Origin of the sequence: Alteromonas sp. AMM-1, from assembly GCF_047290655.1 — a bacterium.
In the GTDB taxonomy this organism is placed as follows: Bacteria; Pseudomonadota; Gammaproteobacteria; order Enterobacterales; family Alteromonadaceae; genus Alteromonas; species Alteromonas mangrovi.
The window spans coordinates 15177-40606 of sequence record NZ_JBLBUE010000010.1 but is presented as its reverse complement, the minus strand read 5'-3'; the positions used below and the strand labels follow the sequence as shown (position 1 = coordinate 40606).

Below are 25430 nucleotides of genomic sequence, written 5' to 3'. Positions count from 1 at the left end.
GGATAAGCGCATGACGGGCTTAATACGCAGTGTCAGTTTGTTAGTTTGCTGGCTGATTGTGAGCTTTCAGGCAAAGGCGTTGGTGGTAGGCGCTGAGCAATCCGCCATTTATCTGCCATTATTAAAAGACAAACAGGTGGGACTGGTTGTTAATCAAACCAGCCGGGTTAGGGAACAGCATCTGGTTGATTATTTGTTGTCGCAACACATCAATGTCAAATCGGTGTTCTCGCCAGAACACGGCTTCAGAGGTGATGCTGGAGCCGGTGAAACCATTAGTGATGGTATCGATGTCCAAACGGGCCTGCCGATTCGCTCGTTATACGGTAAAACGAAGAAGCCAACCCCTGACATGCTAGCCGGCATTGACGTACTGGTGTTTGATATTCAGGACGTTGGTGCGCGCTTTTACACTTATATCAGTACCCTGCACTATGTGATGGAGGCCGCTGCCGAACAAGGCATTGCCATTTTGGTGCTGGACCGTCCCAATCCAAATGGTCGGTTTGTTGATGGCCCGGTATTGGAACCCGCTTTTAAGTCGTTTGTAGGCATGCATCCGATTCCGTTACTCCACGGCATGACAGTAGGTGAGCTGGCATTAATGATCCGCGGTGAACAGTGGATAAATCAGGCGAATTCGCTGTCGTTAACCGTCATACCGGTATTCCGTTACCGCAAAACTAACCACTATTCACTGCCCGTACCGCCCAGCCCAAACTTACCCAACGACCAGGCAATTCAATTGTACCCCTCGCTGTGTTTGTTTGAAGCCACCACCATGAGCATTGGGCGCGGCACGCCCTGGCCATTTCAGGTGCTCGGGCATCCGGTTATTCAGCCAGGAAACTTTGAATTTACGCCGGTGTCCATGCCAAACAGTGCACCGAACCCCAAACTCATGGGAGAAGCGTTACGGGGATTAGACTTGCGTTCAAGCACCGTTAAAGGATTTGATTTATCGTTATTAATTAAAGCAAGAGACGCTTTCGCGGCGACAGACCACACCTTCATAGACCGCCCGCGTTTTTTTGATTTGCTGGCAGGCACCGACGTATTGCGTACGCAAATGGAACAGGGCCTGAGTGAAGAGTCCATTCGGTTGAGCTGGCAATCGGGAATTGAACATTTTCTGGTTCAGCGCAAACCTTATCTGCTCTACCCGACACACTAATTACACCATTTCTCTGGGCGGACGACTTTTTATTTTGCAGGTAGGTTCCAGTGTGACTTGCATTTTTACCATTGACTCTCCACATTATACGCACTGGTCTCATTGCCCTGGCTTAGGACGCTAACTATGACCGCGAAACACACGAACACCGATCTTCCTTTTGGCATGGTTCAGGGGATTGCACCAGGCAATGTGCCTGCCTATTGCAGTGATTACGACACAGTGGATGAAACACAGCATCCCAATCGTCAGTCTTTCAAACATTATCACAATGGCATTTACACAGGTTATAAATGGCAGTGTGTGGAATTTGCACGTCGCTGGTTACTGATCAACACCGGGTGTGTATTTGATGACGTTGCCATGGCTTACGACATCTTCACCTTGCGCACCCTGACTCACGTGCAGAAAAAAGCGTCGCTGCCACTACAGGCATTTCGCAACGGCAGTAAGCAAAAGCCGCAAGCCGGTTGCTTGCTTATTTGGGAAGAAGGCGGTGAATTTGCGGTGACCGGCCATGTTGCCATTATTGTCAGGGTAAATGACGACTGTGTGCATGTAGCTGAACAAAATGCTTCCTATCAGGCCTGGCCTGAAGGCGCTGATTACGCTCGCAGCCTGCCAATGTATACCGACGAATCAGGTGGCGTGTGGATTAAAGAACCCGAACACGGCACAGCGGTACTGGGTTGGATGATCCAAACCCAGGACAGTGAATTTGCCGAACCCTCGGTACCCTTTATTCCCTCGCGAATGCAGGTACTGGCCCATCGCATAAAAAAGGCGTTTTCAGCCAATCATTGGTTGAACGAAGCCAATCTGGCCGAAAAGGCCTATGTAGATATGATGGAAGGTCATGCCATGGTGGCGCAGAGTGATCCCAATCAGTTTTATTCTGTGTCGGACACAGCCAGAAAAGCCGTAAAACGGGCTACAACCGAGCTTCACCGTCAGTTTATGCATGCCATTGACTACGTACTGCAAAATCCTACTTGCTGGCCTGCGTTTAATATTCCTGACGTTATCTGGCCGAAAATACAGCAAAGCTGGAACAACCGGCGCAATGAAGTGATGACAGGCCGCTTCGATTTTTGCTTAAGTGAGCGGGGACTCAAGTTATACGAGTACAACGCCGATTCCGCCTCCTGTTATATGGAAGCAGGCCGTATTCAGGGAAAATGGGCGCGTGTCGCAGGGGTTGAAATGGGTGCTGACAGCGGTCAGGATCTTTTTGGTTCGCTGGTTACTGCCTGGACAGAACTGGTAGAGGAGGTCACCGAAAACGGCGAACCGCTGCATATTCACGTGCTGTACGATTCTGATTTAGAGGAAGCATATCACGCCCGATATATGTGTGAAGCCATGGAAGCCGCCGGCATTGTTACGCACCTTCAGCAGGGTTTTAAAGGACTGCATTTTAACGATGCAGGGCAGGTTGTAGACGCCAATGACCGTCCGATTACCCGTGTATGGAAAACCTGGGCCTGGGAAACGGCGCTCGACCAATTACGGGCCGACCTCAATGACACCAGCGCGCCCGCTTCTGGCCAACCCCGATTGTCTGATATTTTGCTGCAAGACAACGTAATGGTTCACGAACCATTATGGACGTTATTGCCCAGCAACAAAGCCATGCTTACCGTGTTGTGGGAATTGTTCCCCGATAGCCCCTATCTGCTTGAATCAACGTTTGAGATCACCGACAGCCTCAGCGCCAGTGGCTATGTGAGCAAGCCGATTGCCGGTCGCTGCGGCGCCAATATCACAATGGTAGATGCTTCTGATCAGAAGCTTTCTGAATCACTAGGGAAGTTTTCTGCTCAGGATCGCATTTATCAGGCCCTGTTTCCTTTGCCATTTGTAGGGGAACAGTATGTGCAAATTTGCAGCTTCTGTGTAACGGGTGCGATGCGCGGTATGTGTACCCGTGTAGATACCAGCGCTATCATAACCAGCAAGAGTGATGTAGTGCCATTACGGGTAATTCCCGACAATGAGCACGACCAATGCGTGATCAACCTGATAAAGTAGATCAATGAATACCGTTATCTGGCTGGGTATAGTGCTGTGTTTAGTGCAATCAGCACTATTTTCCGGGTTAAATCTGGCTTACTTTTCGGTGAGCCGGATGCGATTGGAAGTGGAGAATGCCAATGGCAATCCGCACGCCCAGTATCACCATCACATGCAGCAACCAACCTGGTTGAATTAACCGAACTTAACCAGCTGATATTGGCGCTTAGTGACGACAATGACACCTACAACCGGTATCAGTGGTTTCAGGACAGACTCTATATAAGACTTAGCGACAAAGAACGGGCTGAGGCCAACATATTGGCGGAACGGTAACCACACCGCAGGTAAATATTGATTAACCATGGACTAGCAACCATAAAGCCCGCATAATTGCGGTTCAATTTTATTTGTACCTATTACTTTGAGTCGTCAATCACACCATCTCTTTGACGTTCCAGCTGCAAAACGCTCGAGGACGTCGGATATACTGCTATCTATCGCCAGTCAGGGGGCCGAGCACTCGTTGTCGCTGGGCACCCTGGCAACGCAATTTGGCGACCGTACCTTCGGTATCCTGCTGATATTTCTAGCGATAATTAATATCGTGCCGATTATTTCGATTATTTCGGGGTTGTTGATTGTATTTCTGGGCGTACAAATGATTCTGGGCATGCGCAGAGCCTGGCTGCCCGCCTCTGTTATGCATTACCAGTTGAACCCGGTACAAATTCAAAAGGCGCTGAACACTTTTCATCCCAGCATTGTAAAACTGGAGTACTATATCCGACCTCGCTGGCAATTTTGTGAAGCGCCCATCGTTGATCGCATTAACGGTGTCGCCATTACGGTATTTGGTATGGCTACCATGATCCCCATTCCACTGACAAACCTGCCGCCCGCATTGTTTATTATTTTAATGGGCCTTGGCTTATTGGAACGCGATGGGCTGGTTCAGGTGGCGGCTGCGTTTTTTGGACTGTTAGTGACCAGCCTGCTTGGTTACCTGATCTTAATGTAGCCCCATGTGATCAGCATTGAATAGCAATACTGACTACCGGTGTGACCTGTAAATTATTAGGCGAAAATACTAACCGGCCCCGTTTACCGGCGGCGTCCCCTGACGGAATTGCGAAACCACTTCATTGGTTTTCTCCAGTAGCTTACGACCAGGACGCGACGCCTGAGTTAACGCAATAAACAGCATATCAATAATGAGTTCCTGCGCCGTTCTGGCCAGAATGGATGAAAGCCGAGCTGATGCCTCTTCGGCTACGGAATAGAGTTTCACATCAGCCAATTCAGACACCGGAGTTGTGCCGTATTTGGTAATCGAAATCACTTTTGCGTGATTGGCTTTTGCCTGCTGCACCACATTCACAATTTCCCGGGTAGTGCCAGACTCAGAAATGGCAATAACTACGTCAGCCTCACTGTAGGTTGCAGCAATGGCTAACTGTATATGACCATCGGCTTCAGCCATCGCCACCATCCCCAGCTTTTGTAGCTTGAATGAGAAGTCCTTGCTGACCAGCGCTGAGCCGCCTACTCCGCAAATTAAAATCCGTTTGGCATTTTTAATGATCTCTACAGATTTTTCGAATTCAACAATTTCATTGAGGTTACGGGTTTCGTTCAACACGCTGATCTTACTGCTTAGCAGTTTATCGGCCATCTGTTCAAAGCCGTCGTTCAGCGTAATTTTACCGTGTAACTGGGTATTCGGCGTTTCGCGATTAAGCGCATCAATAACCGCCAGCTTAAACGCAGGATAACCTTTGTAACCCAGCTTCTGTGCAAACTTCACAACACTGGACTGACTCACACCTACCACATTTGCCAGTTCCTGCGACGACAAATCTCGCACCGCATTGGGCGAATCCAGGGTAAAGGTTGCCAGTTTTGCTTCGCTTGAAGACAACGAATGTTTAATGGCTTTGATTTTTACAAAGGCAGACATAGCAGATTATTTCCTACTCTCAGGTTCAAACGTCACAATCGCAATGTACAACGCAAAACCTTCAACATGAATTTTTTATTCAAATATAAACTAGTTGCTACGAATATCAAAATCTCTTTAAATAAAGGGTAGCGAGCAAGGCGTCCTTAAATTATTCCAAATAGGTTACCGTAAATTATGCACACTGCCCATCCACACCTGCCTGCCAATTCCATTGCGTCAATCTGGGATGAGCAGCACTTTGCCTGTTTGAATAAACCCCATTTACGGTTTAGTGACATTACCGGGCCAATAACACAGTTTACGGAACACTCCAATGTGCGGCACCAGGTAATAGGCCATGCCTGTTCAGGTACCCCGGTTACGCGTTTGACCGTTGGTGAGGGGCCGCTGGTGTTGCTGGCATGGACTCAGATGCATGGAGACGAACCCACTGCTACCGCAGCCGTGTTGGACTGGCTGCATATTTTGCTAACCCAGCCATTGCCCTCACTGGACACAAACTGGCAGTCGCTGGTTACGCTACACATTATTCCCATGCTCAATCCAGACGGCGCTGAACAACGCACCAGAGTTAACGCACAGGGCATTGATATCAACCGTGACGCCAAAGCGCTGCAATCGCCGGAAGGCCGGATATTGTGGGAGCAGGTTAGCCTGCTAAAGCCCGACATTGCGTTTAACCTGCACGACCAGAACCCTTATTACACCGCGGGCAACCAAGGCGAAAGCGCTACCATTGCCTTTTTAGCCCCGGCGTTCCATGTAGATAAACATGTAGACGCACCACGCCTGCGTGCAAAGCAGTTGATCGCCTGTATGGCAGACGCAATAAAACACTGGTTACCCCGCCACATTGGACGCTATGATGATACTTACTCTCTGCGCTCATTTGGCGATAACATTGCCGCAACCGGTGCCAGCACTATTTTAATTGAGTCCGGCGCTTATCCGGGCGATCCCAATCGCCAGATGGCCAGAAAAATGAACGTAATTGCATTGCAAACCGCCCTGGAGGCACTGCTCAGCAATCAGTTTATGGCGAAATCGCTGGCAGACTACTACAGCATTCCCGACAACGTCGAAGACGGCCTGGTCGATATCAAATTCCAACAGCTTGCACTGACATGTTTTAACGAACAATTCCATGCCGATATTAGCGTGAATATCTGCCGTAAGACCGGCAGAGCCAGCATTAAACACATTGGCGATTTATCGGTGCAACAGGCTTTTTATAACCCCAACACAGTGGGGATGAAGGTGCTGCCTCTGGTTGGAGAAGCATTAGTTGCCCCGTTAACCTTAACCAGGCAGGATTATCTGAACAAACTGTCGGCGGGAATTGTGTACTTTATTGGTGATCAGCATTACCTGAACAACCAATCGGGCTTACCCGTTCTTTGCGTGCCTGAAGCGTTAACACACCACTGGTTGCAACCCGACACTGCGGCCTACTGGATTATGCAACACGACAATGGCCACTGTGTTGCGGTGTTAAATGGCGAGCTAGTCAGCGTAGAGAGCTGATTAGCCCGCTGGTTAATTAACTAATAACAATGCGTTTGTAAGCCAGTAGGGAACCGTCGGCATTCTGCTGAAGGTCAAACAAAAAGGCTTCGTCACTGCTGCGGAACACCGTATCGCCCGACAAATGTGTGTCTGGCTCGCCTCGTGATGAATAGTCTGTATGAGATGTACAAATCGCATCGACAAAATCATCACTAAACGCAAACTGTGATACCACTTCGTCGTTGTTGTTGCTTTTCACCCTGAAATGAATATGGATCACCCGGCTCGAATACCAGCCAGGGAAGCACGACGAAAAATTCACCCGCCCTGCACTGTCGGTTACCTTGATTCCACGGAACCATTTGGCAGCTAGTGCATCGCGGTCGTTGCCGGTACAAAAGGATGAGCTGAATCCATTTGCATCGCTGCTGTCGCTGGTATCACCCGAGTAAATACCGTCTACGTCACAATGCCATACTTCAATTTCATAGCCCGACAACGGATTACAATTAGCATCTACCAGTTGCAGGCACAGCATCATGGGCAAGCCGGTTTGGCCTTCGGAAATATCGTCCCGGTACTCACTGTCGAAGTAGCACGGCCCTTCGGTTAAGGTCTGAGTGAGTTCAACCGAACAGGTACTGCTACTCTCAAATAAGCTGTCATCCGGAAAATTCTCGGTCATGGATGAGGTGCCGCCACTTAGCCAATCGGTAGTGGTAGTTACACCGCTACTCGTAGTACCGCTTCCCGACGTGGTGCCGCCACTACTGCCCGTGGAGCCAGTTGAAGTCGCTGCCGACGCTGAAGTTGACGCAGTTGATGTACTCGCTCCACCGCACCCAATGAGGGATAATACCGGTGTTGCCATGGCGGCGCCCAACAGGGTTCGGATAACCTTTCTGCGCTGCGTAATTTGATTTGAATTTAATGGTGGTTGACGGTCCACAATAATGCTCTCCACTTAAAGCCTGAGCCAGTTTGGCAGCGAAAGTGGCGGTTTATTCAAACCTTTACGGAAGTTTTACATTAGCATCCAGTTGTTGCTTTAAAGCCTGATTAAATCGCTTCATAAAGTCAGCATCGACACGCAAGCGGCTAAACATAAAATGCACCGGTGTTTGATTGATGACGGCTGCGCCGATTTGTAAATCCGTGATCCCCAGCTCCCAGGCCGCATCCTGTAAAACATGGATGTCACCAATCACTGCCGACACCCTGCCCATTTTGAGCAGCTGCATTCGCCGGAGCGTGCCTTCAGCATGAATCAACTGGGTCGGATAGGTCTCCTGAATATGGTACCTGAACCAATCGCCGAACCAACCGCTATTGTTTACTGCAATGAGTTCTTGCTGCTGCAGGATCTGTTCAAGCCCCTTATCCTGCCAATCGGGATGCACCGACTTACGGTAGGCAAATACGATAGTTTCCAGGCGATAGGGAATAGAAAAATAATTTTGCTCACGTCGCTCGGGGGTAGAAACGGCTCCCAACGTCACATCTACATGACCACGGAATATATCCCGCCCTAACCGTTGTTCCGGGAGGTCAACCGCCATTAGTTCGTATTGCATACTGGTTAGCGTACGTTGAAGCAAAGAAAAATCGTCACCCGCTGCTTTGCCGTTGGCATCGAGGTAAACATAAGGCTTCCAGTCTTCTGCCATGGCCAGATACAGGGTTTCGTCACTCTGTGCTGTAACTACACAGCAAAACACCATAGCTGTGATATACAACGTATGCCTGAGCCGCCTGGCAATCATCCTTAAATCCTTTTACTCACAATGAATTTCCAACCCTGTCTATTCTGCCCTTGACCCAATGGTCAGGTGGACCTACCAGACCGTCCAGAGCAATACTAAAGAAATCAGTATTACACCCGCCAAAAGATACCGCGCCGGTACATCCAGCGAAGCGGCAAATAACACACTCCGCAAAACAGCAATGCAAAACACAACGACGCCAGTTCCGGTGAGCTTATTACCTGCGTAATGGGCTGATACAACCAATGCTTCAGCGATTCACCATTTATCCGCACCATCAACAATAACCGAGCTAATATGCCAGCAAGCATGTAAAGCGCGATACTATTGGTACCGGCCACCAGCAAGGGATTCCCTGGTTTAAACAGCTGAAAGCGGCGTTCCAGTAACATCAATCCCCACAGCAGGTACACCATAATGCCACTGGTGATCAGCACAAAAGTGGGTGTCCATAACGCTTTATTCACAGGGACCCATGCCGACATTGCTGCACCAATACATATTCCCGCCAGCGCTATATTCAACAAGCGCGAGCTACAACCATTAGCCACCAGCGCATGACGGCCTGCAACGACGCCTAACAAACAACTACTGACAGCCGGCATCGTAGATAACAAGCCTTCCGGATCGAACGCAAACGGTCTAGCCTTTGCGTAGTACAGGTGTTGCGCGCCAAACAGCTGATTATCTACATAAGCAGCCAGGCTATTACCATGCAGCCACAACCCCTGAAATTGCTCACCAGTGGCTGTCTGATAAGGCATGAAACTCATTATTAACCAATAGAAAATCAGTAGCGCTATTGCGCTGTATAATATCCCCCTGGCTGCCACAACACACAACACAACTATGGTTAAAAAATACACCAAACCAAGGCGTTGCAGCACACCAAAGTATCGCAATGTAGCTAATCGGGAATCCAGCCAACTGTATTGAGGCACAGAAAAATCAAACCAGAACAGGTATAACAGCCAGCCCAACAGCACCAGCACAGCACTGCGACGCAGTGCAGATAAACACAGTGCTGCTCGGCCTGAAGACGTCGCCACAGCCTTGGGAAACTGAATGGCAATGGTCACACCCATCACAAAAATAAAGCCCGGAAACACCAGATCTGTTGGCGTTAATCCGTGCCAGGATGCATGCAGTAAAGGCGCATATACATGCTGCCAGGAGCCCGGATTATTTACCAACAACATGGCAAATATCGCCAGCCCTCTAAGTGCATCCAGCGCCTGTACCCGTTGGGTCATTCTATGGTTACCGGCGATTGTCCGGGCATTGGAATATGCCCTAACAGCCCTGCGGCCAGCGCGGTAAACACTGCACCTACTGCCACCTCGCCCTTTGCTGTACTATTTACTGTAACGTTGTAACCAAAGGTTGCTACACCCGCATCGGCAAGCTCCCGATATTCACTGAGCATATAGGGCGTGCGAAGCGCAACCATCACAACCGGCACCTGCCTGGAGCGGGCCTGTTCCACCAGCCCTTTCACCCACTTGTCTATGGCGGCTTTATCCGGCCTTGCTTTCCAGTTAGCCAGATCATCCATTCCGCCCATTTCCACCAAAGAGTGCAGAGGGGTAATATCGCCAATAATCAACGCGTCGGCCTCTAACAACGGTCTGACATCTGGCTGGGCAGCAATGCGATTAAGCGACAGGCACGTTGTGGTAATCCCCTTACCGTGCTGTTCAAGTGCGGTTGAAAGCGCATCGCAGCGCGCTTCGTCTGGCATAACCAGCGCAAAGTGCTTACCTTTGAGCGGCAGTACGCCCTTGTCAAATACCTTGGTTAGCGAAGCCTCCGCCAACTCACGTTCCAATTGCTGATTATCCGGCATAGGAAGCTGTGATGTGGCATCAGCAAGACGCTTGCTGAGCGGCTGCTTTATAAACTCGTCCAACGCATAAGTCTGCTTGGCTGCCAAAATACGTTGTAGAGAAGCATCCAGCTCGGTGGCGTTTAATTCGCCGGTTGCTCTGGCTTGTATCCACTGTTCGTACAATTGCCAAAACTGCTTTACACCCTGCGGATTGCGGATGGCAAATGGCATGAGCGCGATATCGGCACCGGCGTTAAAGGTTTTCACCACCGCGTCGCGGTGATCAACATATTGCGCAATACCAGCCATGTCCAGCGCGTCGGTTACGATCAAGCCACTGTAACCCATTTTGTTGCGCAACAAGCCGGTTAAAATATTATGAGACAACGTGGCGGGTAACACTTTTTGCTCGCCGTCTTTTGTGGTGAACGTCGTGTCATCCAGTTCAGGATATTGAATATGCGCAGTCATGATCATAGCGGGGTAATCAGGCTGCTCAATGGCATAGTTAAATGGCAATAGGTCAACTGACTCGATGGTTGCCGCATCGTGTTCTACTTTCGGCAAGCCAGTGTGGCTGTCCACATGCGTGTCACCATGTCCCGGAAAGTGCTTGAGGGCACTCATCACCCCATTCTTTTGAAGTGCTGACACGGCTACAGCCCCCATTTCGGCGACGAGTTCGGCTGATTCACCATACGAACGCACATTGATCACTGGATTGTCAGCATTCACGTTTACATCCACCGTGGGGGCAAAGTTAACGTTAAACCCCAACAAGCGAATAGATTTCGCAATTCCCGCATTCACCTCAGCCGAAAACCGGGTGCCGTGCTCAGGATAGGTTGCACCTATCGCCATGTTGCCAACAAAACGGGTGGCAACGGCATCGGGTAATCTCGCAACCCTGCCGCCTTCCTGATCAATGGCAACAAACAAAGGAGGCAGTCCGGCTTCCTTGACAATCGATTGCAACTGGTAATTAAGCTTAACCACTTGCGCGGTATCCTGCAGGTTTTCCGCAAACAGGATCACACCGCCAATCTTACCTTGCTTAATGACCTCAATTAATACTGGCGGCAGTTCGGTAACAGGCGTTTTACATTGCTTTTCATCGGTGCCGTCTGCGCAATAATAACGCAAATCCAACATTAGTTTCTGGCCAAGCCACAATGGTGACTCACTGGAAAACGAGCAACCCGCCGACACGCTCAGCATAACCAGCACTCCCAAAAAACCATACAACCCTCGCAACATAATACCTGTAATCCGTATTGCTGTTTCATTATTCATGCAGCTTACCTGATCCGCCACAAAAAATAAATTATTCCAACACATGTCTATTCACCCGCTGATTTACCACCTTATTGCTTCGACATAGAATTTATTGGGTCAAGTCTAAAAACGCCCAACAGGACTAATATAGCGACAGTATGAAGCTTGAAACAGCAAGTAACGCCTTCAGCATCACTGACACAATATTGGAATATTTTATTATTTACATTCCGGTTGGGTATTGTTAATTTGAGCTGAATGATGAATAACACCAGTAGCAAAGGAATCTCCGTGATCAAGCGCGTAGCACGCACCCCGTTTACCTTACTGCTTTGCACCCTTCTGATGATCAGTTGTAGTAGTCGCAATGTTATTCAAATGCCGTCCAGCAACTACGGCGAAAGGGTTAAGTCACTGGTGATCCACTTCACCGCCATTGATTACGCGAAATCGGTCGACGCACTGGTAAAGGAAGGCGGACTTAGCGCGCATTATCTGGTGCCCGAATCCAATGATCCTTCCGATCCGGTGGGCAAGCCCCGGGTCATCCAACTGGTAGATGAAAACAAACGGGCCTGGCATGCCGGGCAAAGTTACTGGCAGGGTCGTACCGGCTTAAACGATCATTCTATCGGTATTGAAATTGTTAACGTACCGACCTGCGAACGGGATGGGCAGCTTGGCCCATCATTGGCAGAACATGGCAATAATCGCCTGTGCTTGTTTCCAGACTACGATCCCAAACAAATAGAAGTGGTAATTGAATTAGCTAAAGATATTCTGTCACGCAACCCGGATATTCATCCAACGGCAGTCATTGGTCATTCAGACATCGCGTTTAACCGCAAGAACGATCCAGGCCCGCGATTTCCCTGGTACGAGCTTTATCAGGAAGGGATTGGTGCGTGGTACGACAACGACACCCTTGCGCACTACTGGAAGCAATTTAATGAGCACCCGGCTTCAGTTGGACTAATTCAGGCCGCTTTTCGTGCCTATGGCTATGGTTTGGTGGAAACCGGCATAAAAGACAGCAGTACACTGAACGCGGTGTCGGCATTTCAAATGCATTTTTTACCCTGGCACGTTACGGGTGAGCCGGATAGCCGCACGGCTGCGGCCTTGTTTGCATTGTTGGAGAAGTATTTCCCTGCCACTGCAGAAAATCTGCTGGCCCGTTATGCAAAAGAGCTACAACCTTCGGAACAATTGAGTTATGAGCCGAAACACGGTCAAATCGACGCCATCGTACCCGATATGTCCCCCTCAGAGCGCGCTTTGGTAAACGACAGATTTTCCTTTAAAGGTTATCAGGGCCGCGGCGAATTGATGATCAAAGCCTCTGAACCTACGCAAGCTACCATTACCGTAAATGGTGAGCGAATCAACATAGACCAACCTCTTATGCCTGATACCCCTTATCAGTATTCACTGGCGCGACGAACCCGCAACGGCGTAAACACCCTTGCGGTGAGCCAGGTTGAACCTGAATCCGCTACATTGCGTGTAACAGTGCCTTTCCCCACGCTAACCGACCAGACTGCGCAAAATAATCAGCGCTTCTCAGCAGTAGATGCGCTGATTAATCAGGAAGTGCAGCAGGGTTTTCCAGGTGCTGTACTACTGGTAGTCAAAGACGGTGCCATTATTAAACGTACCGCTTACGGTTATGCAAAACGTTACAACGAATCCGATCACGAATTGATGCATCCCCAGCCAATGCGCACCGACACAGGCTTTGATCTGGCGTCGAATACCAAAATGTTTGCCACTACATTTGCCCTGATGCGGCTGGTGGAAACCAGGCAACTCGACGTGTCCAAACCCATTCAATTTTATCTGCCGGAATATCAGGGTGATGGACGCGAAGCCCGCCTTGTCAGTGATTTACTGTCACACAAATCCGGTTATGCGCCAGAGATCCCGTTTCACAAGCCAGACAATCCACTTGGCCCGGCCTTCTACTCCCAGGACAAACAACGCACCTCAGAACTGCTGGTAACCCAGGTGCCCTTTGACACCGGCAACGGACTAACTACCGCGTACAGCGATACCAATTTTATGCTTTTGGGTTTATTGGTTGAACGCATTACCGGTATGCCTTTGGACCAATATTGCGAAGAGCAGCTTTACGCCCCTCTCGGGCTAACTCACACGCGCTTTAATCCATTGCTTAAAGGGCATCAAAGCGAGGAATTTGCCGCCACTGAACTCATGGGCAATACCCGTGGTGGACGATTGGACTTCCCCAATATCCGCACCTATACCCTGCAGGGTGAAGTGCACGATGAAAAGGCGTTTCATGCAATGCTTGGGGTATCGGGTCATGCGGGTTTGTTTTCCACTGCTGATGATCTGGCCGTCATGGCACAACTGCTGCTGAACGGTGGCGGATATGGCACAGTGCAGCTTTTTGAAAACAGTGTACTTAATGCTTTTATTAAGCCGGATAACCGCTTTTGGAGTTACGGACTAGGCTGGCGGCGAGCGGCTAATGGCGTAAACCGCTGGCATTTTGGCCCTTACGCCAGTGAACAGGCGTTTGGCCACACCGGATGGACCGGCACAGCGACAGTTATCGACCCTGCTCTGGATTTGGCCGTCATTCTGTTGACCAATGCCCGCCACTCGCCCATTGTAGAAAATGAAGACGGCGAATTGCAATTTACCGGTAAAACCTTTGAAACCGGCAAATATGGCAGTATTGTATCGCTGGTATACGAAGCGGTACTAAACCGCTGATCCTGGCATTAATGCCACACTACAAGAACAACAACAGGGCTTAACATTATGGAATGGGTTTCCATTATTCCACCGCTGGTCGCTATCGTGATTGTTTTCTGGAAGAAAGAAGTCATTATGGCGCTGCTGATGGCGGTATTGTGCGCCGAAGCACTTATTCTCTTCACCGCAAATGACGGCTCGCTGCTTCTTGCTCCCATCACCTCTATTGAACGGGTGGTGGACGTTGCAACCAGTGCGGGCAACACACGGATTTTGTTATTCAGTGTGCTGGTAGGTGCACTACTTGCCTATATTCGCGATTCCGGCGGGGTCACCGCTACCGTTAACTGGCTTACCCAGCGCGGTGTTGCGCGTAGTAAGCGTCAGGTGGGTGGATTAACCATGGCCACCGGCATAGTGGTATTCATTGAATCAAACCTGAGCGTACTCACCGCAGGTATTTTCGCGCGGGGGCTGTTTGATAAATTCGGCATGAGCCGCGCGCGACTGGCCTACCTGATAGACAGCACCAGTGCACCTGTGTGTATATTAATTCTGTTAAATGGCTGGGGGGCATTTGTACTGGGCATGCTTGACACATACGACCTACCTGAGTCTTCTGCCAGCATTTTGTGGGGTTCAGTGCCCTTTAACTTTTACGCCATCATTGCCCTGGTACTTGCAGCCTTTACCGTATTTGCCGACAAGGTACACGGCCCAATGGCAAAAGCAGAACAGCAGTTAAGTAGTAACCAGCAAACACTCGAGGCCGCTCCGGCAACTAAAGCCAGTTACATGGTAGTCCCTATTGTTACCATGGTGTTGAGCATGGTGGGCTTTATGCTGTGGACAGGAAACGGTGAAATTGCCCAGGGCAGCGGCAGTAAATCGGTACTTTACGCCACCATACTGGCGACTGCCGTTGCTTACCTGATGCTGGTTTTTGGCAAGCGGTTCACTCATCATGAAGCCGTTGAAACCGGCTTTAAAGGTATGGGAGAAATTCTGCCACTGGTTACGATTGTACTGTTGTCGTTAACCCTGGGCAGCAGCCTTAAAATTCTGGGTACCGGCGTATTCGTGGCAGGATTAGTTGGTGAGTACTTACCAGCTGTACTGGTAGTGCCCATGTTGTTTATTGCTGGTGCCATAATGTCATTCACTACCGGTACATCCTGGGGAACCTTTGCTATTTTGATCCCAATTGGTGTGCCGCTAATCCAGCAGTTAGGCTTGCCGCCTTCTTTAGTGATAGGCGCCATTCTGGGTGGCGGGGTGTTTGGCGACCATTGCTCGCCAATTTCTGATACCACAGCGGTATCGTCCATCGCCTCCGGCTGTGACTTGCTGGAACACGTAAGAACCCAATTACCCTATGCACTGGTTGGCGGAGGACTGGCCCTCGTCGCTTACCTCGTCGCAAGTATTATAATGGTGGGATAACAATGCGAATATTACTGATCACATTAGGCTTGTTCGGGCTGGTTGCCTGCTCGAATCAACCTGCAAATCAAACGACATCTGATTATGCGGTAGCCATGCCCGACAAGTTCGGCGCACAAGTAGCCATGGACGTTCTGGAACAGGGCGGCAATGCCGTAGATGCTGCTATCGCAGCCCAGTTCGCGCTGGCAGTAACCTACCCGGAGGCAGGTAACATTGGTGGCGGCGGCTTTATGACCATCTATATCGATGGACAATCCGATTTTCTGGATTACCGTGAAATGGCGCCGGAAGCTGCCTCTCGCGATATGTATTTAGACGCCGACGGCAACGTTCATCCCACTGATTCCTTATTTGGTGCCAAAGCGTCCGGTATTCCTGGCACGGTTGCCGGTATGTGGGAAGCTCACCAGAAATACGGCAAACTGCCCTGGGCCAGACTGGTTCAGCCTGCCGTGTCGCTGGCAAAAGATGGATTTAACGTGCCGCCAAAACTGGCTGGACGTGTAAGCCGCTATATTAAGCGATTAGGTGAAAATAGCCGCGAGAGCAATTTTGAAACCTATTTTGGCGCCGCTGCTGAACCAGAGGTGTTATTTACGCAACCTGAACTGGCCGCCACACTGGCTCGCATTCGCGACCAGGGACCGGATGGCTTCTACAAAGGTGAAACGGCCGATGCCATCGTAGCCTACATGCAGAAAACCAATGGGTTAATGACCCACCGTGATTTAACCAATTATCACGCCAAATGGCGCACGCCGCTGGCATTTGATTGGCGCGGCTACAAAATCGTTACGGCGCCACCGCCTAGTTCAGGGGGGATCGCTGTAGCACAATGGCTGGGTATGGTTGATAGCGTATTAAGCACCAATGTAATGCCTGCACACAACTCTGCGCCCTATTTGCACATGGTGTCAGAAGCCGGCAAACGCGTATTCGCCGACCGTGCTGAATATCTGGGTGACCCGGATTTTGTTAATGTGCCACAGAGCCAGTTAATGGCACCGGCGTATATCGAAAGCCGGGCCAAAGACATTAACCTGACCGCTATTTCCGCTACAGAAGGCATACAACCTGGTTTGCATGAAAGTGAAGACACCACCCACTTTTCTATTGTTGATCAATGGGGTAATGCCGTATCGAATACCACCACCATTAACCTGAGTTTTGGTGCAGGCGTGGTAGCAGAGGGCGCAGGATTTCTGTTGAACGACGAAATGGACGACTTTAGTGCCAAACCTGGCGTCCCCAATTTCTTTGGAGCAATGGGCGGCGATGCCAACGCGATTGAACCGTTCAAACGCATGTTGTCGTCGATGACACCGACTATTGTGCTGGATAACGACAAGGTTAAACTGGTTACCGGCTCCCCCGGTGGCACCACCATTATCTCCTCAGTAACACTCTCGGTATTCAATACGCTGTTATATGGCATGAGCGCAGAAGAGGCCGTGAACAGCCCGCGCTTCCATCATCAGTTGTGGCCCAAAGATACTATTCGTGTACACGATGGATTTAGTGCAGAGACATTGGCAACCCTTAAAGCAATGGGTTATACCATTGACGAAAGCCGCTTTGGCGATCTGCACCTGATTTTAAGCGAAAACGGCAAGCTGTCTGCGGCGTCTGAGAAAAACGGCCGTGGCAAGGCAGAGGTTCGCAGTACCCATTAATCCACCGCGGGGAACGGCACCTGTCGTTCCCCGCTTATTCTTAGTCAAAGACTGCCATCACAGGCCTGCTGGGCCTTTAGATAATCCGCCAGAGACTTGCCTTTTTCATCGCGAAAACGTTGTTGTCCAATAGTAAACGCGGCTATCCGATCCAATCTGAAATTGCGGAAATCCTGCCGTAATTCACACCATCCTGCCAGTAGCCAAACCGGACTAAACGAAATCAATGCCAGCGGTCGTATCGTGCGTTCGGTAACTTGTTCGTTGAGGTCGCGATACTGAAACGACACAAATTGCTTGCGCCGGATACACTCCCTTACCTGAGTAAAGTTAACCTCCCAGGGAATTTTATAATGGCTTGGCGCCGAAAACGTGCTGATCTGCGTGAGTTCATGAATCATTGGCGCAGTTAACGTTGCCTGAATTTTTTGATAGGCACTTTTGGCCTTGCGGGCAAAGGCATCGTCAGTCCAGTTACTCACCATGCCAATGCCCAGAGCAATGGCTTCAATTTCATCCGCATCAAACATAATCGGAGGAAGGTGATATTGCTTGTCTATCATGTAACCCACACCCGCTTCGCCGGAAATGGGGATCCCCGAATCCACTAAATCCTGAATATCGCGATAGATTGTACGTGGGCTTACCTCAAAGGCTTGGGCTAACGTTTCTGCTGTTACTGCGTGATGCATTCTTCTTAAATGGTGAACAATGGCATTAAGACGTTCCGCTTTTCGCATACTGACTATCCGGTTACCAGGGACGATTAACAATACAAAAACACTACTGACACTTACTGTCAGTAGTCAACGAATAAGATGAGATTGTGTAGATCAACACTCATTAAGGAGATAAAAATGATTGGTTATGTTTTGGTAGGTACTGCCGATTTGGCTAAGTCTGGCGCATATTACGATGCATTGTTAAGCACAATAGGGGCTGAGCGTTTTATGGAGCAGGACAATTACTTTATTGCCTGGGCCCGCACACCCGGTGAAGTGTCGTTTGGCGTAACCCTGCCCTTTAACAAACAAGCTGCTGTTGCTGGCAATGGCAACATGACGGCCATTGCACTGGAAACGCCGGAACAGGTTAATGCCTTTTATAACAAAGCACTGGCGTTAGGTGGCACTTGCGAGGGTGCGCCGGGATTTAGGCCACACGATGCCACAAAGGGTTTTTATGTCGGCTATTTCAGAGATTTGGACGGCAATAAACTCAACGCGTTCTGCATGGTAAAGTAGCGATTAGTAAGCGGGCATTAGGTTGTTATTTATGCCCGTTTTTTGCGCTGAACCCGTTTTGGGTTCAGCCTCTCGACGCATTGTTATCTCAGCGTCAGCGCAGGAAGATAACCCGTAAAATACGCCACAACCAAACTCAGTACAATCAAGCCCACCATAGCACAACTAAAGCCCGTATGTGCCCGCTGATGCCGGAATATAGCCCGCTCACGGGATTGAGAGTGTGGATAAGATCCAAGGGTGAATACCTTGCACACCGGCCAGCCAATAGCATAACACACTCCCCAGAATAACCAGCCCAAAAACACTTTTGACACTGAGCGCCTGCGCTGACCATCAGTTATAAATTCTTCACGCATGATGTCGCTCCTTTATTATTATTTTTTTGCGATTAACGTGAGCAGTCGCATTAATTTAATGTATTGTCGTTTGTCTCGTACTGACTGTTGTGCAGCAATTGCGCCTGGGCAATTTTCTGCTCAGACTCCGCTTTTGTTATTACTTTTTGTTCTGCCAACCACTGAAACTTCCTGATTTCGTTTTGCAGGTCGTTTTCAGGATTCACCTCGCCATACCAATTAAGCAATTGTGCCTTTCTGCGTGCATGCAGCGTATCGACTATTTGCTGATGCTGCTTGTTCTGGAGTACCAGTACATGACCCTGATCAGTTCGGAACACCGAGTAGCGGGTTTTAGAAAAGTGCGCCCACAATACACACGCCGTTCCCACCATTAGCCAAAAACCTTTGCCAGACAGGCTCAGGTCATTAAACAACGCCCAACCAATTTGGGCCACACCCAGCGCAATCCATAAAAAACCCACGTTGCGCAACCATTCGTTTTGCTCAATGGTTACCGACGACTTCACCGGAAAATCAGCGTAGTTTACATCGATGTCACCTGCGCCTGATTTATCCTCATAAGCAAAATTGAAGTGGTCTTCCTTCAGGGTAAACGTATGCTTAACGCCGCGTTTCTTTTGGATAAACTCCATTTATCTCGTTCCTGTTGTGTTAGCTGCTTGTACTTCGGCCAGCGCCGAATACAATAGTTTCATACTAACAATAAGTTAGCAAAAAAAGCCAGTATCATTTTGCGTATTTTTTAATCTACCGCAAACAACTGTTTCATATCTTTAAACGCTTTGAATTCCAGCGCATTACCCGCAGGATCCATAAAGAACAAGGTAGCTTGCTCGCCCGCCTGCCCTTTAAAACGGATGTATGGCTCAATTACAAATGACACACCAGCCGCAGTAAGTCTGTCGGCCAGCTGTTGCCAGTCAGCCATGCCAAGCACCACACCAAAATGCGGCACGGGCACATTGTGGCCATCTACGCTATTGTATTCCGGTGGTGTTGGCATACGTTTTACGCAATGCGTAACTAACTGGTGCCCATACAAGTCCCAATCGATCCAGTGAGTATCACTTCTGCCCTGCTTGCAGCCCAGCAAGTCACCGTAAAACGCACGGGCCTTATCTAAATCGTCTACCGGAATGGCTAAATGAAAAGGTTGCGTCATACCCTGCCCTTATGTCGGATAATGAAAATCTGTCAAAGCACATTCGCGTTTACACCGCGAATGTATGATGAAAGGAAGCATAGTAGAAAATAAAGTGATAAACGCAAAGCGCTGTGTGTTGTTTTGTCGCTTTTAATACGCTTCGTCTCTTATTTTCAAATCAAACGCTCAGGTTATTGAATTGAAAGTTAGCACGCCCAAAAGGGAACATTTAACTTTTATTAGAGCCGTTCTAAAACCGATGAAAAGAAGCTGGCAATAGACGAAGTAATGCTAAAGCAACTTCTTCAATAAATAGCGTTTCCGCGCACTGGACGGCGCGTAGCGAATAGCCACGTCGAACCAGAAGCTGCGTTTCATCACACTCTTATGGTGAGAAAACGTATCAAAGCCAAATTTACCGTGATAACGCCCCATGCCACTAAAACCAGTACCGCCAAAAGGCAGCTCCGGATTTGCCATAAACATCATTACATCGTTTATACATATACTGCCCGCACTTACTTCACCGACGATTTGCTGCTGTACCGATTGACGATGGCTAAACAAATAGGCCGCCAGAGGTTTGGGCCGGCGTTTCACAAAATCAAAGGCTTCCTGCACACTGCTGACTTCCAGTAGCGGCATAACAGGGCCAAATATTTCTTCCTGCATAACCGGGCTGTCGATATCCGGATTAAGCACAACAGTGGGGGCTATGCGAAGCGAGGATTCGTCAACCTGCCCGCCCATCACCACATTTTGTTGCTGCAAATAACCACGCAGGCGATCGAAATGCGTGCGATTTACAATCCGTCCGTAATCCTTACTGGTCAGCGGCTGAGTGCCGAACTGGCGGGCGATTTCCTGCTCCAGCAACAAAAGAAACTCCCGGGTTACCGAACGCTCTACCAACAGGTAGTCCGGTGCAATGCAAGTTTGACCTGCGTTAGTCCATTTTCCCCAGACCACACGGCGCGCACTCACCGCCAGGTCGGTTTCACTATCGATAATGCACGGACTTTTGCCACCCAATTCCAGCGTTACTGGCGTTAAATGGTTAGCCGCTGCTTGCATTACAATTTTGCCCACGCGGTCGCCACCTGTGTAGAAGATGTGGTCGAAGGGCAATGTCAGTAGTTCCGCCGCTTCTTCTTTACCACCTTCTATCACTGAAATTGCATCGCCGTCCAGATAACGCGGCACAAGTGAAGCCATTAATGCTGAGCTGGCTGGCGATAATTCAGAAGGTTTCAACAAAGCGCAATTGCCTGCAGCCAGGGCCGCAATATAAGGTGCCAGACTAAGTTGTACGGGGTAATTCCAGGCACCAATAATCAATACGGTTCCAAGTGGCTCTGGCTGAATAAAACTGCGCCCCGGTTGTGCCACTATGGGCGTGCTTACCCTTACGGGCTTCATCCATTGCTTGAGGTGTTTCTTGGTGTGTTTTATGTCACTCAGCAAAAAGCCAATTTCAGTTGTAAAGGCTTCGCTTTGGCTTTTGCCCAGATCTTCTGCCAAAGCATTGCAAAACGCTTGCTCATTTTCCGTAAGCAGGCGCTGCAGGGCTTCCAACTGTGATTTTCTCCACGCGTACGTGCGCGTTTTACCTAGCTGAAAGGTTTGCTGTAAACGTTCAAACGCCTGAACAATTGGGGTATTTTGCGACATTACTGGTCAACTCCACCTTAACTGGACCGACCTATCCTAACACTAATTTACGCCAATCCGCACTGGAGATTATTCAGCTGATTCAAGTGGCCAGCAGACAAAAAAAAGCCCCGGCATCGGGGCTCTATAGATTTGAACTACGCAGAGCGCTTACGCGTCGTAAGGGTGGCGCAGTACAATTGTTTCGTTGCGATCCGGGCCTGTAGAAATAATGTCTACCGGTACACCCGTTAATGCTTCCAGGCGCGCAATATAGTTTTTCGCCGCCTGAGGCAGTTTTTCATATTCAGTCACGCCGAAAGTGGTATCGCTCCAGCCTGGCATTTCTTCATATACAGGAGTAACCAATTCGTAACCATCGGCAGCCATTGGCGGCACATCTTTAATGTTGCCGTCTTTGTCTTTATAACCAACGCAAATTTGCAGGGTTTTCAGACCATCCAGCACGTCCAGCTTGGTTAAGCAAAAACCAGTAATGGAGTTAATCTGTACGGCGCGCTTCATTGCTACCGCATCAAACCAGCCAGTGCGGCGTTTACGACCAGTAGTAGCACCAAATTCGTGACCTTTCACGCCCAGATGCTCACCCACTTCACAGGCAAGCTCAGTTGGGAACGGGCCTGAACCCACGCGAGTGGTATAGGCTTTTACAATACCCAGTACGTAATCCAGGTTGAGCGGACCAAAGCCAGCGCCTGTTGCTACGCCACCTACGGTGGTGTTTGAAGACGTAACATAAGGGTACGTGCCGTGGTCGATGTCCAGTAACGTGCCTTGTGCACCTTCAAACATAATTGGCAGACCCGCTTTCTGAGCCTTATCCAGCTCATCAGTTACATCTACCACCATGGCGCGCAATATGTCGGCAACTGCCAGCGCATCAGCCAGGGTTTTATCGAAATCAACTGGCTCTGCACCATAGTACTGAGTCAGTGTGAAGTTATGTACGTGTAATACTTCTTTCAGCTTAGCGGCGAAGTCTTCTGCATTAAACAGATCGCCAACGCGTAAACCGCGACGGGATACTTTGTCTTCATATGCAGGACCAATACCGCGGCCTGTGGTACCGATGGCTTTGTTACCGCGCGCTTTTTCACGAGCCACATCCAGTGCCACGTGATAAGGCAGAATAAGCGGGCAGGCTTCGCTGATCTTAAGACGCTCGCGTACCGGTACGCCGCGTGCTTCAAGCATGCCGACTTCAGTCATCAGCGCTTCCGGGCTCAACACCACACCGTTACCAATAATACAGGTTACGTTGTCGCGCAGAATACCAGAGGGGATCAGGTGCAAAACGGTTTTTTGACCGTCGATCACCAGGGTGTGACCAGCGTTGTGTCCGCCCTGATAGCGCACAACATACTTTGCCCGGTCAGTGAGTAGATCTACTACCTTACCTTTACCCTCGTCACCCCATTGGGTACCGAGGACTACAATATTTTTAGCCATGAGTCGAGTATGTGTAAAAAATTAGGCGTGGATTCTATCAAAATTCCCCACACCTGATCATCTGTTTTATGCACAAATATTCAGCACGGAGTGATTTAATAAGGAATATCTTACAATTAATACCAATAACGAGGGTGCTACCGGTTATTCCTGACCATCGCGAAACGAATCAGGTTGTTGCCCAGAGTAGCCACAATGCGCCAATAATCACGGTGACACCACCAATTTGCCGCAGTTGGGCAACAGACAAACTGCTGAGCTCCTTGATATAGGCTTTCCATCTGTTTGGAAAACAAAGGGGGCCCAGCCCTTCCAAAATCACTACCATGGCTATTGCCGGCCAGAACCAATCAGGCATTTTTGGCTATCTCCAAATTTTTATGTTGCAACACAGTATTTCCCTCTATACTCAGCGTACACCTGTTAACTGAATGTGCCATGCTATTTCCTAATTTAGGTCAGTTTAGCCTGACGGTTTCCAACAATATACTGGAAGTCTACGTTACCGGCGCCTGGGATTTGGCCATGGCGAATTTGCTGGTAGATGAAATGCTGCCAGTATCAGAAACATTCAACAATACCCCATGGGCGGCCATCATTGACTGTCGCCGATGGGTGCTCAGCACGCCGGAATCTCAGGTTAAAGTGCGGGAGGGCATTGCCCGTAATATCAGCAAAGGCTTGTGCAGGGCGGCGTATGTGGTAGACACAAATCACATAAAACACGCGCAATTAGAGCGAACAAATCCGCAAATGGTAAGCAATAATCCGGCCCTGAAAGCATATAAAAGGCGGTATTTCACCAGTTATCTGGAAGCACTAAAGTGGCTTCAAGGCGAGGGATATACGCCCTGAGAGACGACCCTCCCAGGGCAGTTCAATTAATACATCAGGCTGTACAGTTTTCTGCGATAGGTCGACTTCAGCGCGTCGCCATCTGGCAGGGCGTTAATCACATCCAGCATGGTTTTCTTTGCTTCACCAAAACCAAAGTCTTTTAACAGCACACCGTGCAGTAGTTCCAGCGCCTCAGCCGAACGCTGCACCCGATAAAGGGCCACAGCCAAATCCACTTTTAACTGCAGGTTGTCGGGTTGTGCTTCAACCTGTTCAAACAAAGCGCGAATTTCCGGGGTATCGGCGGCTTGCTCGGCGAGTTCTATTTTAGCCTGGAGTGACTGGTAGCGATGATCCTGGTCGACCATTTTAATTTCGCCTAGCAGGTTTTTTGCCTGCTCCAGCGCACCTGTCTCGACTAAACAATCAATGTACAAAAACTTACTATCGATATTACCGGGATTGATGTCGTAGGCCTGCTTCGCAAATGGAAAGGCAGCCGCATAGTCGCCTTCGGCCAGGCATTCAGACGCCTTTTTCAAGTATTCATCTTCCGGGCTTGGCAAATATTTCGCTAACATAGCGCGAATCTCGGACTCTGGCTGTACGCCGGCAAATCCATCAACCGGTTGCGCGTCTTTCACTACCATAACGGTAGGCAGGTTGCGAATACCAAACTGTGCGGCCACCTCTTGCTGGCGATCACAGTCTACTTTCGCCAATAGCAGCGTATCGGGGTAATCTCTGGCAATTTTCTCCAGTACCGGCATCAAATCTTTACATGGCTCACACCATTCGGCCCAAAAATCAATCAGGACAACTTTCTCTCTGGAGATTTCCAGAATAACCTGCTGGAAATTCTCGACGGTCAGGTCAACAATATTGTTCGACATCATCTGCGGTATGCTCATTTGTCAGTATTAGCGTTGTGTAACAATATGGGCATCCTGAACGCAATTACAAGTATCCAGGCCAATTACTCGCTGAAAACAACAATTGATAACGAGGCAGTCATGACAGAAAAACACGCAGGTCCCTTTAACCGCTTTAGCGATTTTTACCCTTACTACCTGAACGAACACCGCGATCCGAGATGCAGGTTGATGCATTTCATCGGCTCGACGCTGGTAATAATCTTATTGATCTTGTCTGCTGTTACCGGGCATTGGATGCTACTGTGGTGCTTACCGTTGGCTGGATACGGTTTTGCCTGGGTAGGACACTTTGTTTTTGAGCACAATAAACCCGCCACGTTTCGTTACCCTTTTTATAGTCTGTTGGGCGACTGGGTAATGTATAAAGATATTTGGACGGGCAATATTTCCCTTACAACGACAGAAAACCGGGACAATAAATAA

Annotated in this window: 24 protein-coding genes; 11 read left to right on the top strand and 13 right to left on the bottom strand. The window is 49.3% G+C overall.

The genetic code is table 11. The annotated features are described in order from the left end of the window. The first annotated feature begins 10 nt into the window (after positions 1-10). The 4 genes from ACLR2L_RS03830 to ACLR2L_RS03815 all read left to right on the top strand — a co-directional run bounded on the left by ACLR2L_RS03830 (position 11) and on the right by ACLR2L_RS03815 (position 4208). The gene (locus ACLR2L_RS03830) at positions 11-1174 is read left to right on the top strand and encodes an exo-beta-N-acetylmuramidase NamZ domain-containing protein (protein WP_413365847.1); all 1164 of its coding nucleotides are present in this window, start codon (positions 11-13) and stop codon (positions 1172-1174) included. A gap of 126 nt (positions 1175-1300) precedes the next feature. Then, the gene (locus tag ACLR2L_RS03825) at positions 1301-3205 is read left to right on the top strand and encodes a glutathionylspermidine synthase family protein (protein WP_413365845.1); all 1905 of its coding nucleotides are present in this window, start codon (positions 1301-1303) and stop codon (positions 3203-3205) included. A gap of 4 nt (positions 3206-3209) precedes the next feature. After that, on the top strand, positions 3210-3386 hold the full coding sequence (locus tag ACLR2L_RS03820; RefSeq protein ID WP_413365843.1) for a DUF21 domain-containing protein: 177 nt from the start codon (positions 3210-3212) through the stop codon (positions 3384-3386). Between the two features lie 225 nt (positions 3387-3611). Continuing rightward, positions 3612-4208, top strand: coding sequence for an exopolysaccharide biosynthesis protein (locus ACLR2L_RS03815; RefSeq protein ID WP_413365841.1), 597 nt, complete (start codon positions 3612-3614; stop codon positions 4206-4208). Between the two features lie 69 nt (positions 4209-4277). On the opposite strand, the gene ACLR2L_RS03810 is transcribed toward ACLR2L_RS03815, so the two are convergent. After that, positions 4278-5147, bottom strand: a complete 870-nt coding sequence (locus tag ACLR2L_RS03810; protein ID WP_140958108.1) for a MurR/RpiR family transcriptional regulator — start codon at positions 5145-5147, stop codon at positions 4278-4280. Between the two features lie 177 nt (positions 5148-5324). Between ACLR2L_RS03810 and ACLR2L_RS03805 the strand changes: the two genes are divergently transcribed. Then, positions 5325-6674: a M14 family zinc carboxypeptidase gene (locus ACLR2L_RS03805; protein ID WP_413365839.1), complete on the top strand. Its 1350-nt coding sequence runs from the start codon at positions 5325-5327 to the stop codon at positions 6672-6674. Positions 6675-6690: 16 nt separating this feature from the next. On the opposite strand, the gene ACLR2L_RS03800 is transcribed toward ACLR2L_RS03805, so the two are convergent. The 4 genes from ACLR2L_RS03800 to ACLR2L_RS03785 all read right to left on the bottom strand — a co-directional run bounded on the left by ACLR2L_RS03800 (position 6691) and on the right by ACLR2L_RS03785 (position 11540). Further along, positions 6691-7605 (bottom strand): intradiol ring-cleavage dioxygenase, encoded by a 915-nt coding sequence (locus tag ACLR2L_RS03800; RefSeq protein ID WP_413365837.1) that lies wholly within the window; start codon positions 7603-7605, stop codon positions 6691-6693. Positions 7606-7669: 64 nt separating this feature from the next. Continuing rightward, positions 7670-8419 (bottom strand): substrate-binding periplasmic protein, encoded by a 750-nt coding sequence (locus ACLR2L_RS03795; protein WP_413365835.1) that lies wholly within the window; start codon positions 8417-8419, stop codon positions 7670-7672. Positions 8420-8529: 110 nt separating this feature from the next. After that, complete coding sequence (locus tag ACLR2L_RS03790) at positions 8530-9672, bottom strand: acyltransferase family protein (protein WP_413365833.1); 1143 nt, start codon at positions 9670-9672, stop codon at positions 8530-8532. Beyond that, on the bottom strand, positions 9669-11540 hold the full coding sequence (locus tag ACLR2L_RS03785) for a glycoside hydrolase family 3 protein (RefSeq protein WP_413365831.1): 1872 nt from the start codon (positions 11538-11540) through the stop codon (positions 9669-9671). The genes ACLR2L_RS03790 and ACLR2L_RS03785 overlap by 4 nt, the downstream gene beginning before the upstream one ends. Positions 11541-11867: 327 nt before the next feature. Here ACLR2L_RS03785 and pbp4b point away from each other — a divergent pair, with 327 nt between their 5' ends. The 3 genes from pbp4b to ggt are packed head-to-tail and all read left to right on the top strand — an operon-like array spanning position 11868 to position 17365. Next, positions 11868-14264: a penicillin binding protein PBP4B gene (gene pbp4b, locus ACLR2L_RS03780; RefSeq protein WP_413365888.1), complete on the top strand. Its 2397-nt coding sequence runs from the start codon at positions 11868-11870 to the stop codon at positions 14262-14264. A gap of 48 nt (positions 14265-14312) precedes the next feature. Continuing rightward, positions 14313-15689 carry a Na+/H+ antiporter NhaC family protein gene (locus ACLR2L_RS03775; protein WP_413365828.1) on the top strand — a complete coding sequence of 459 codons (1377 nt, stop codon included), beginning with the start codon at positions 14313-14315 and terminating at the stop codon, positions 15687-15689. Positions 15690-15691: 2 nt separating this feature from the next. After that, entirely contained in the window at positions 15692-17365 is a 1674-nt protein-coding gene (gene ggt, locus ACLR2L_RS03770; RefSeq protein ID WP_413365826.1) for a gamma-glutamyltransferase, read from the top strand. Between the two features lie 44 nt (positions 17366-17409). Here ggt and ACLR2L_RS03765 read toward each other — a convergent pair whose 3' ends face one another. Then, positions 17410-18105, bottom strand: a complete 696-nt coding sequence (locus tag ACLR2L_RS03765) for a helix-turn-helix transcriptional regulator (RefSeq protein ID WP_413365824.1) — start codon at positions 18103-18105, stop codon at positions 17410-17412. Between the two features lie 117 nt (positions 18106-18222). Here ACLR2L_RS03765 and ACLR2L_RS03760 point away from each other — a divergent pair, with 117 nt between their 5' ends. Then, positions 18223-18609, top strand: coding sequence for a VOC family protein (locus ACLR2L_RS03760; protein WP_413365822.1), 387 nt, complete (start codon positions 18223-18225; stop codon positions 18607-18609). An 83-nt stretch (positions 18610-18692) separates the two neighbouring features. On the opposite strand, the gene ACLR2L_RS03755 is transcribed toward ACLR2L_RS03760, so the two are convergent. From ACLR2L_RS03755 to ACLR2L_RS03730, 6 genes are all read right to left on the bottom strand, one after another. Further along, positions 18693-18968: a hypothetical protein gene (locus ACLR2L_RS03755; protein WP_413365820.1), complete on the bottom strand. Its 276-nt coding sequence runs from the start codon at positions 18966-18968 to the stop codon at positions 18693-18695. Positions 18969-19018: 50 nt separating this feature from the next. Further along, positions 19019-19603, bottom strand: coding sequence for a hypothetical protein (locus tag ACLR2L_RS03750; RefSeq protein WP_413365818.1), 585 nt, complete (start codon positions 19601-19603; stop codon positions 19019-19021). Between the two features lie 110 nt (positions 19604-19713). Then, on the bottom strand, positions 19714-20133 hold the full coding sequence (locus ACLR2L_RS03745) for a VOC family protein (protein ID WP_140958117.1): 420 nt from the start codon (positions 20131-20133) through the stop codon (positions 19714-19716). A 273-nt stretch (positions 20134-20406) separates the two neighbouring features. Further along, entirely contained in the window at positions 20407-21786 is a 1380-nt protein-coding gene (locus tag ACLR2L_RS03740; RefSeq protein WP_413365815.1) for an aldehyde dehydrogenase family protein, read from the bottom strand. A gap of 150 nt (positions 21787-21936) precedes the next feature. Beyond that, complete coding sequence (locus tag ACLR2L_RS03735) at positions 21937-23235, bottom strand: adenylosuccinate synthase (protein ID WP_140958119.1); 1299 nt, start codon at positions 23233-23235, stop codon at positions 21937-21939. 169 nt (positions 23236-23404) lie between these two features. Next, a complete protein-coding gene (locus tag ACLR2L_RS03730) occupies positions 23405-23593 on the bottom strand; it encodes a DUF2065 domain-containing protein (protein ID WP_413365813.1) in 189 nt (62 codons plus the stop codon). Between the two features lie 80 nt (positions 23594-23673). On the opposite strand from ACLR2L_RS03730, the gene ACLR2L_RS03725 reads away from it, so the two are divergent. Further along, complete coding sequence (locus tag ACLR2L_RS03725; protein WP_413365811.1) at positions 23674-24090, top strand: hypothetical protein; 417 nt, start codon at positions 23674-23676, stop codon at positions 24088-24090. A 26-nt stretch (positions 24091-24116) separates the two neighbouring features. On the opposite strand, the gene trxA is transcribed toward ACLR2L_RS03725, so the two are convergent. After that, positions 24117-24983: a thioredoxin gene (trxA, locus tag ACLR2L_RS03720; protein ID WP_413365809.1), complete on the bottom strand. Its 867-nt coding sequence runs from the start codon at positions 24981-24983 to the stop codon at positions 24117-24119. A 102-nt stretch (positions 24984-25085) separates the two neighbouring features. Between trxA and ACLR2L_RS03715 the strand changes: the two genes are divergently transcribed. Further along, the gene (locus tag ACLR2L_RS03715) at positions 25086-25430 is read left to right on the top strand and encodes a DUF962 domain-containing protein (RefSeq protein WP_140958122.1); all 345 of its coding nucleotides are present in this window, start codon (positions 25086-25088) and stop codon (positions 25428-25430) included.

Excerpts from the sequence above, each read along its gene's own strand:
- ACLR2L_RS03735 (WP_140958119.1), bottom strand. The coding sequence starts at position 23,235 with ATGGCTAAAAATATTGTAGTCCTCGGTACCCAATGGGGTGACGAGGGT.
- ACLR2L_RS03825 (WP_413365845.1), top strand. The coding sequence starts at position 1,301 with ATGACCGCGAAACACACGAACACCGATCTTCCTTTTGGCATGGTTCAG.
- ACLR2L_RS03790 (WP_413365833.1), bottom strand. The coding sequence starts at position 9,672 with ATGACCCAACGGGTACAGGCGCTGGATGCACTTAGAGGGCTGGCGATA.
- ACLR2L_RS03820 (WP_413365843.1), top strand. The coding sequence starts at position 3,210 with ATGAATACCGTTATCTGGCTGGGTATAGTGCTGTGTTTAGTGCAATCA.
- ACLR2L_RS03725 (WP_413365811.1), top strand. The coding sequence starts at position 23,674 with ATGCTATTTCCTAATTTAGGTCAGTTTAGCCTGACGGTTTCCAACAAT.
- ACLR2L_RS03740 (WP_413365815.1), bottom strand. The coding sequence starts at position 21,786 with ATGTCGCAAAATACCCCAATTGTTCAGGCGTTTGAACGTTTACAGCAA.
- ACLR2L_RS03715 (WP_140958122.1), top strand. The coding sequence starts at position 25,086 with ATGACAGAAAAACACGCAGGTCCCTTTAACCGCTTTAGCGATTTTTAC.
- ACLR2L_RS03750 (WP_413365818.1), bottom strand. The coding sequence starts at position 19,603 with ATGGAGTTTATCCAAAAGAAACGCGGCGTTAAGCATACGTTTACCCTG.
- ACLR2L_RS03785 (WP_413365831.1), bottom strand. The coding sequence starts at position 11,540 with ATGAATAATGAAACAGCAATACGGATTACAGGTATTATGTTGCGAGGG.
- ACLR2L_RS03795 (WP_413365835.1), bottom strand. The coding sequence starts at position 8,419 with ATGATTGCCAGGCGGCTCAGGCATACGTTGTATATCACAGCTATGGTG.
- ACLR2L_RS03745 (WP_140958117.1), bottom strand. The coding sequence starts at position 20,133 with ATGACGCAACCTTTTCATTTAGCCATTCCGGTAGACGATTTAGATAAG.
- ACLR2L_RS03765 (WP_413365824.1), bottom strand. The coding sequence starts at position 18,105 with ATGCGAAAAGCGGAACGTCTTAATGCCATTGTTCACCATTTAAGAAGA.
- ACLR2L_RS03755 (WP_413365820.1), bottom strand. The coding sequence starts at position 18,968 with ATGCGTGAAGAATTTATAACTGATGGTCAGCGCAGGCGCTCAGTGTCA.
- ACLR2L_RS03830 (WP_413365847.1), top strand. The coding sequence starts at position 11 with ATGACGGGCTTAATACGCAGTGTCAGTTTGTTAGTTTGCTGGCTGATT.
- trxA (WP_413365809.1), bottom strand. The coding sequence starts at position 24,983 with ATGAGCATACCGCAGATGATGTCGAACAATATTGTTGACCTGACCGTC.
- ACLR2L_RS03810 (WP_140958108.1), bottom strand. The coding sequence starts at position 5,147 with ATGTCTGCCTTTGTAAAAATCAAAGCCATTAAACATTCGTTGTCTTCA.
- ACLR2L_RS03730 (WP_413365813.1), bottom strand. The coding sequence starts at position 23,593 with ATGCCTGATTGGTTCTGGCCGGCAATAGCCATGGTAGTGATTTTGGAA.
- ACLR2L_RS03760 (WP_413365822.1), top strand. The coding sequence starts at position 18,223 with ATGATTGGTTATGTTTTGGTAGGTACTGCCGATTTGGCTAAGTCTGGC.
- ACLR2L_RS03775 (WP_413365828.1), top strand. The coding sequence starts at position 14,313 with ATGGAATGGGTTTCCATTATTCCACCGCTGGTCGCTATCGTGATTGTT.
- pbp4b (WP_413365888.1), top strand. The coding sequence starts at position 11,868 with ATGATCAGTTGTAGTAGTCGCAATGTTATTCAAATGCCGTCCAGCAAC.
- ACLR2L_RS03805 (WP_413365839.1), top strand. The coding sequence starts at position 5,325 with ATGCACACTGCCCATCCACACCTGCCTGCCAATTCCATTGCGTCAATC.
- ggt (WP_413365826.1), top strand. The coding sequence starts at position 15,692 with ATGCGAATATTACTGATCACATTAGGCTTGTTCGGGCTGGTTGCCTGC.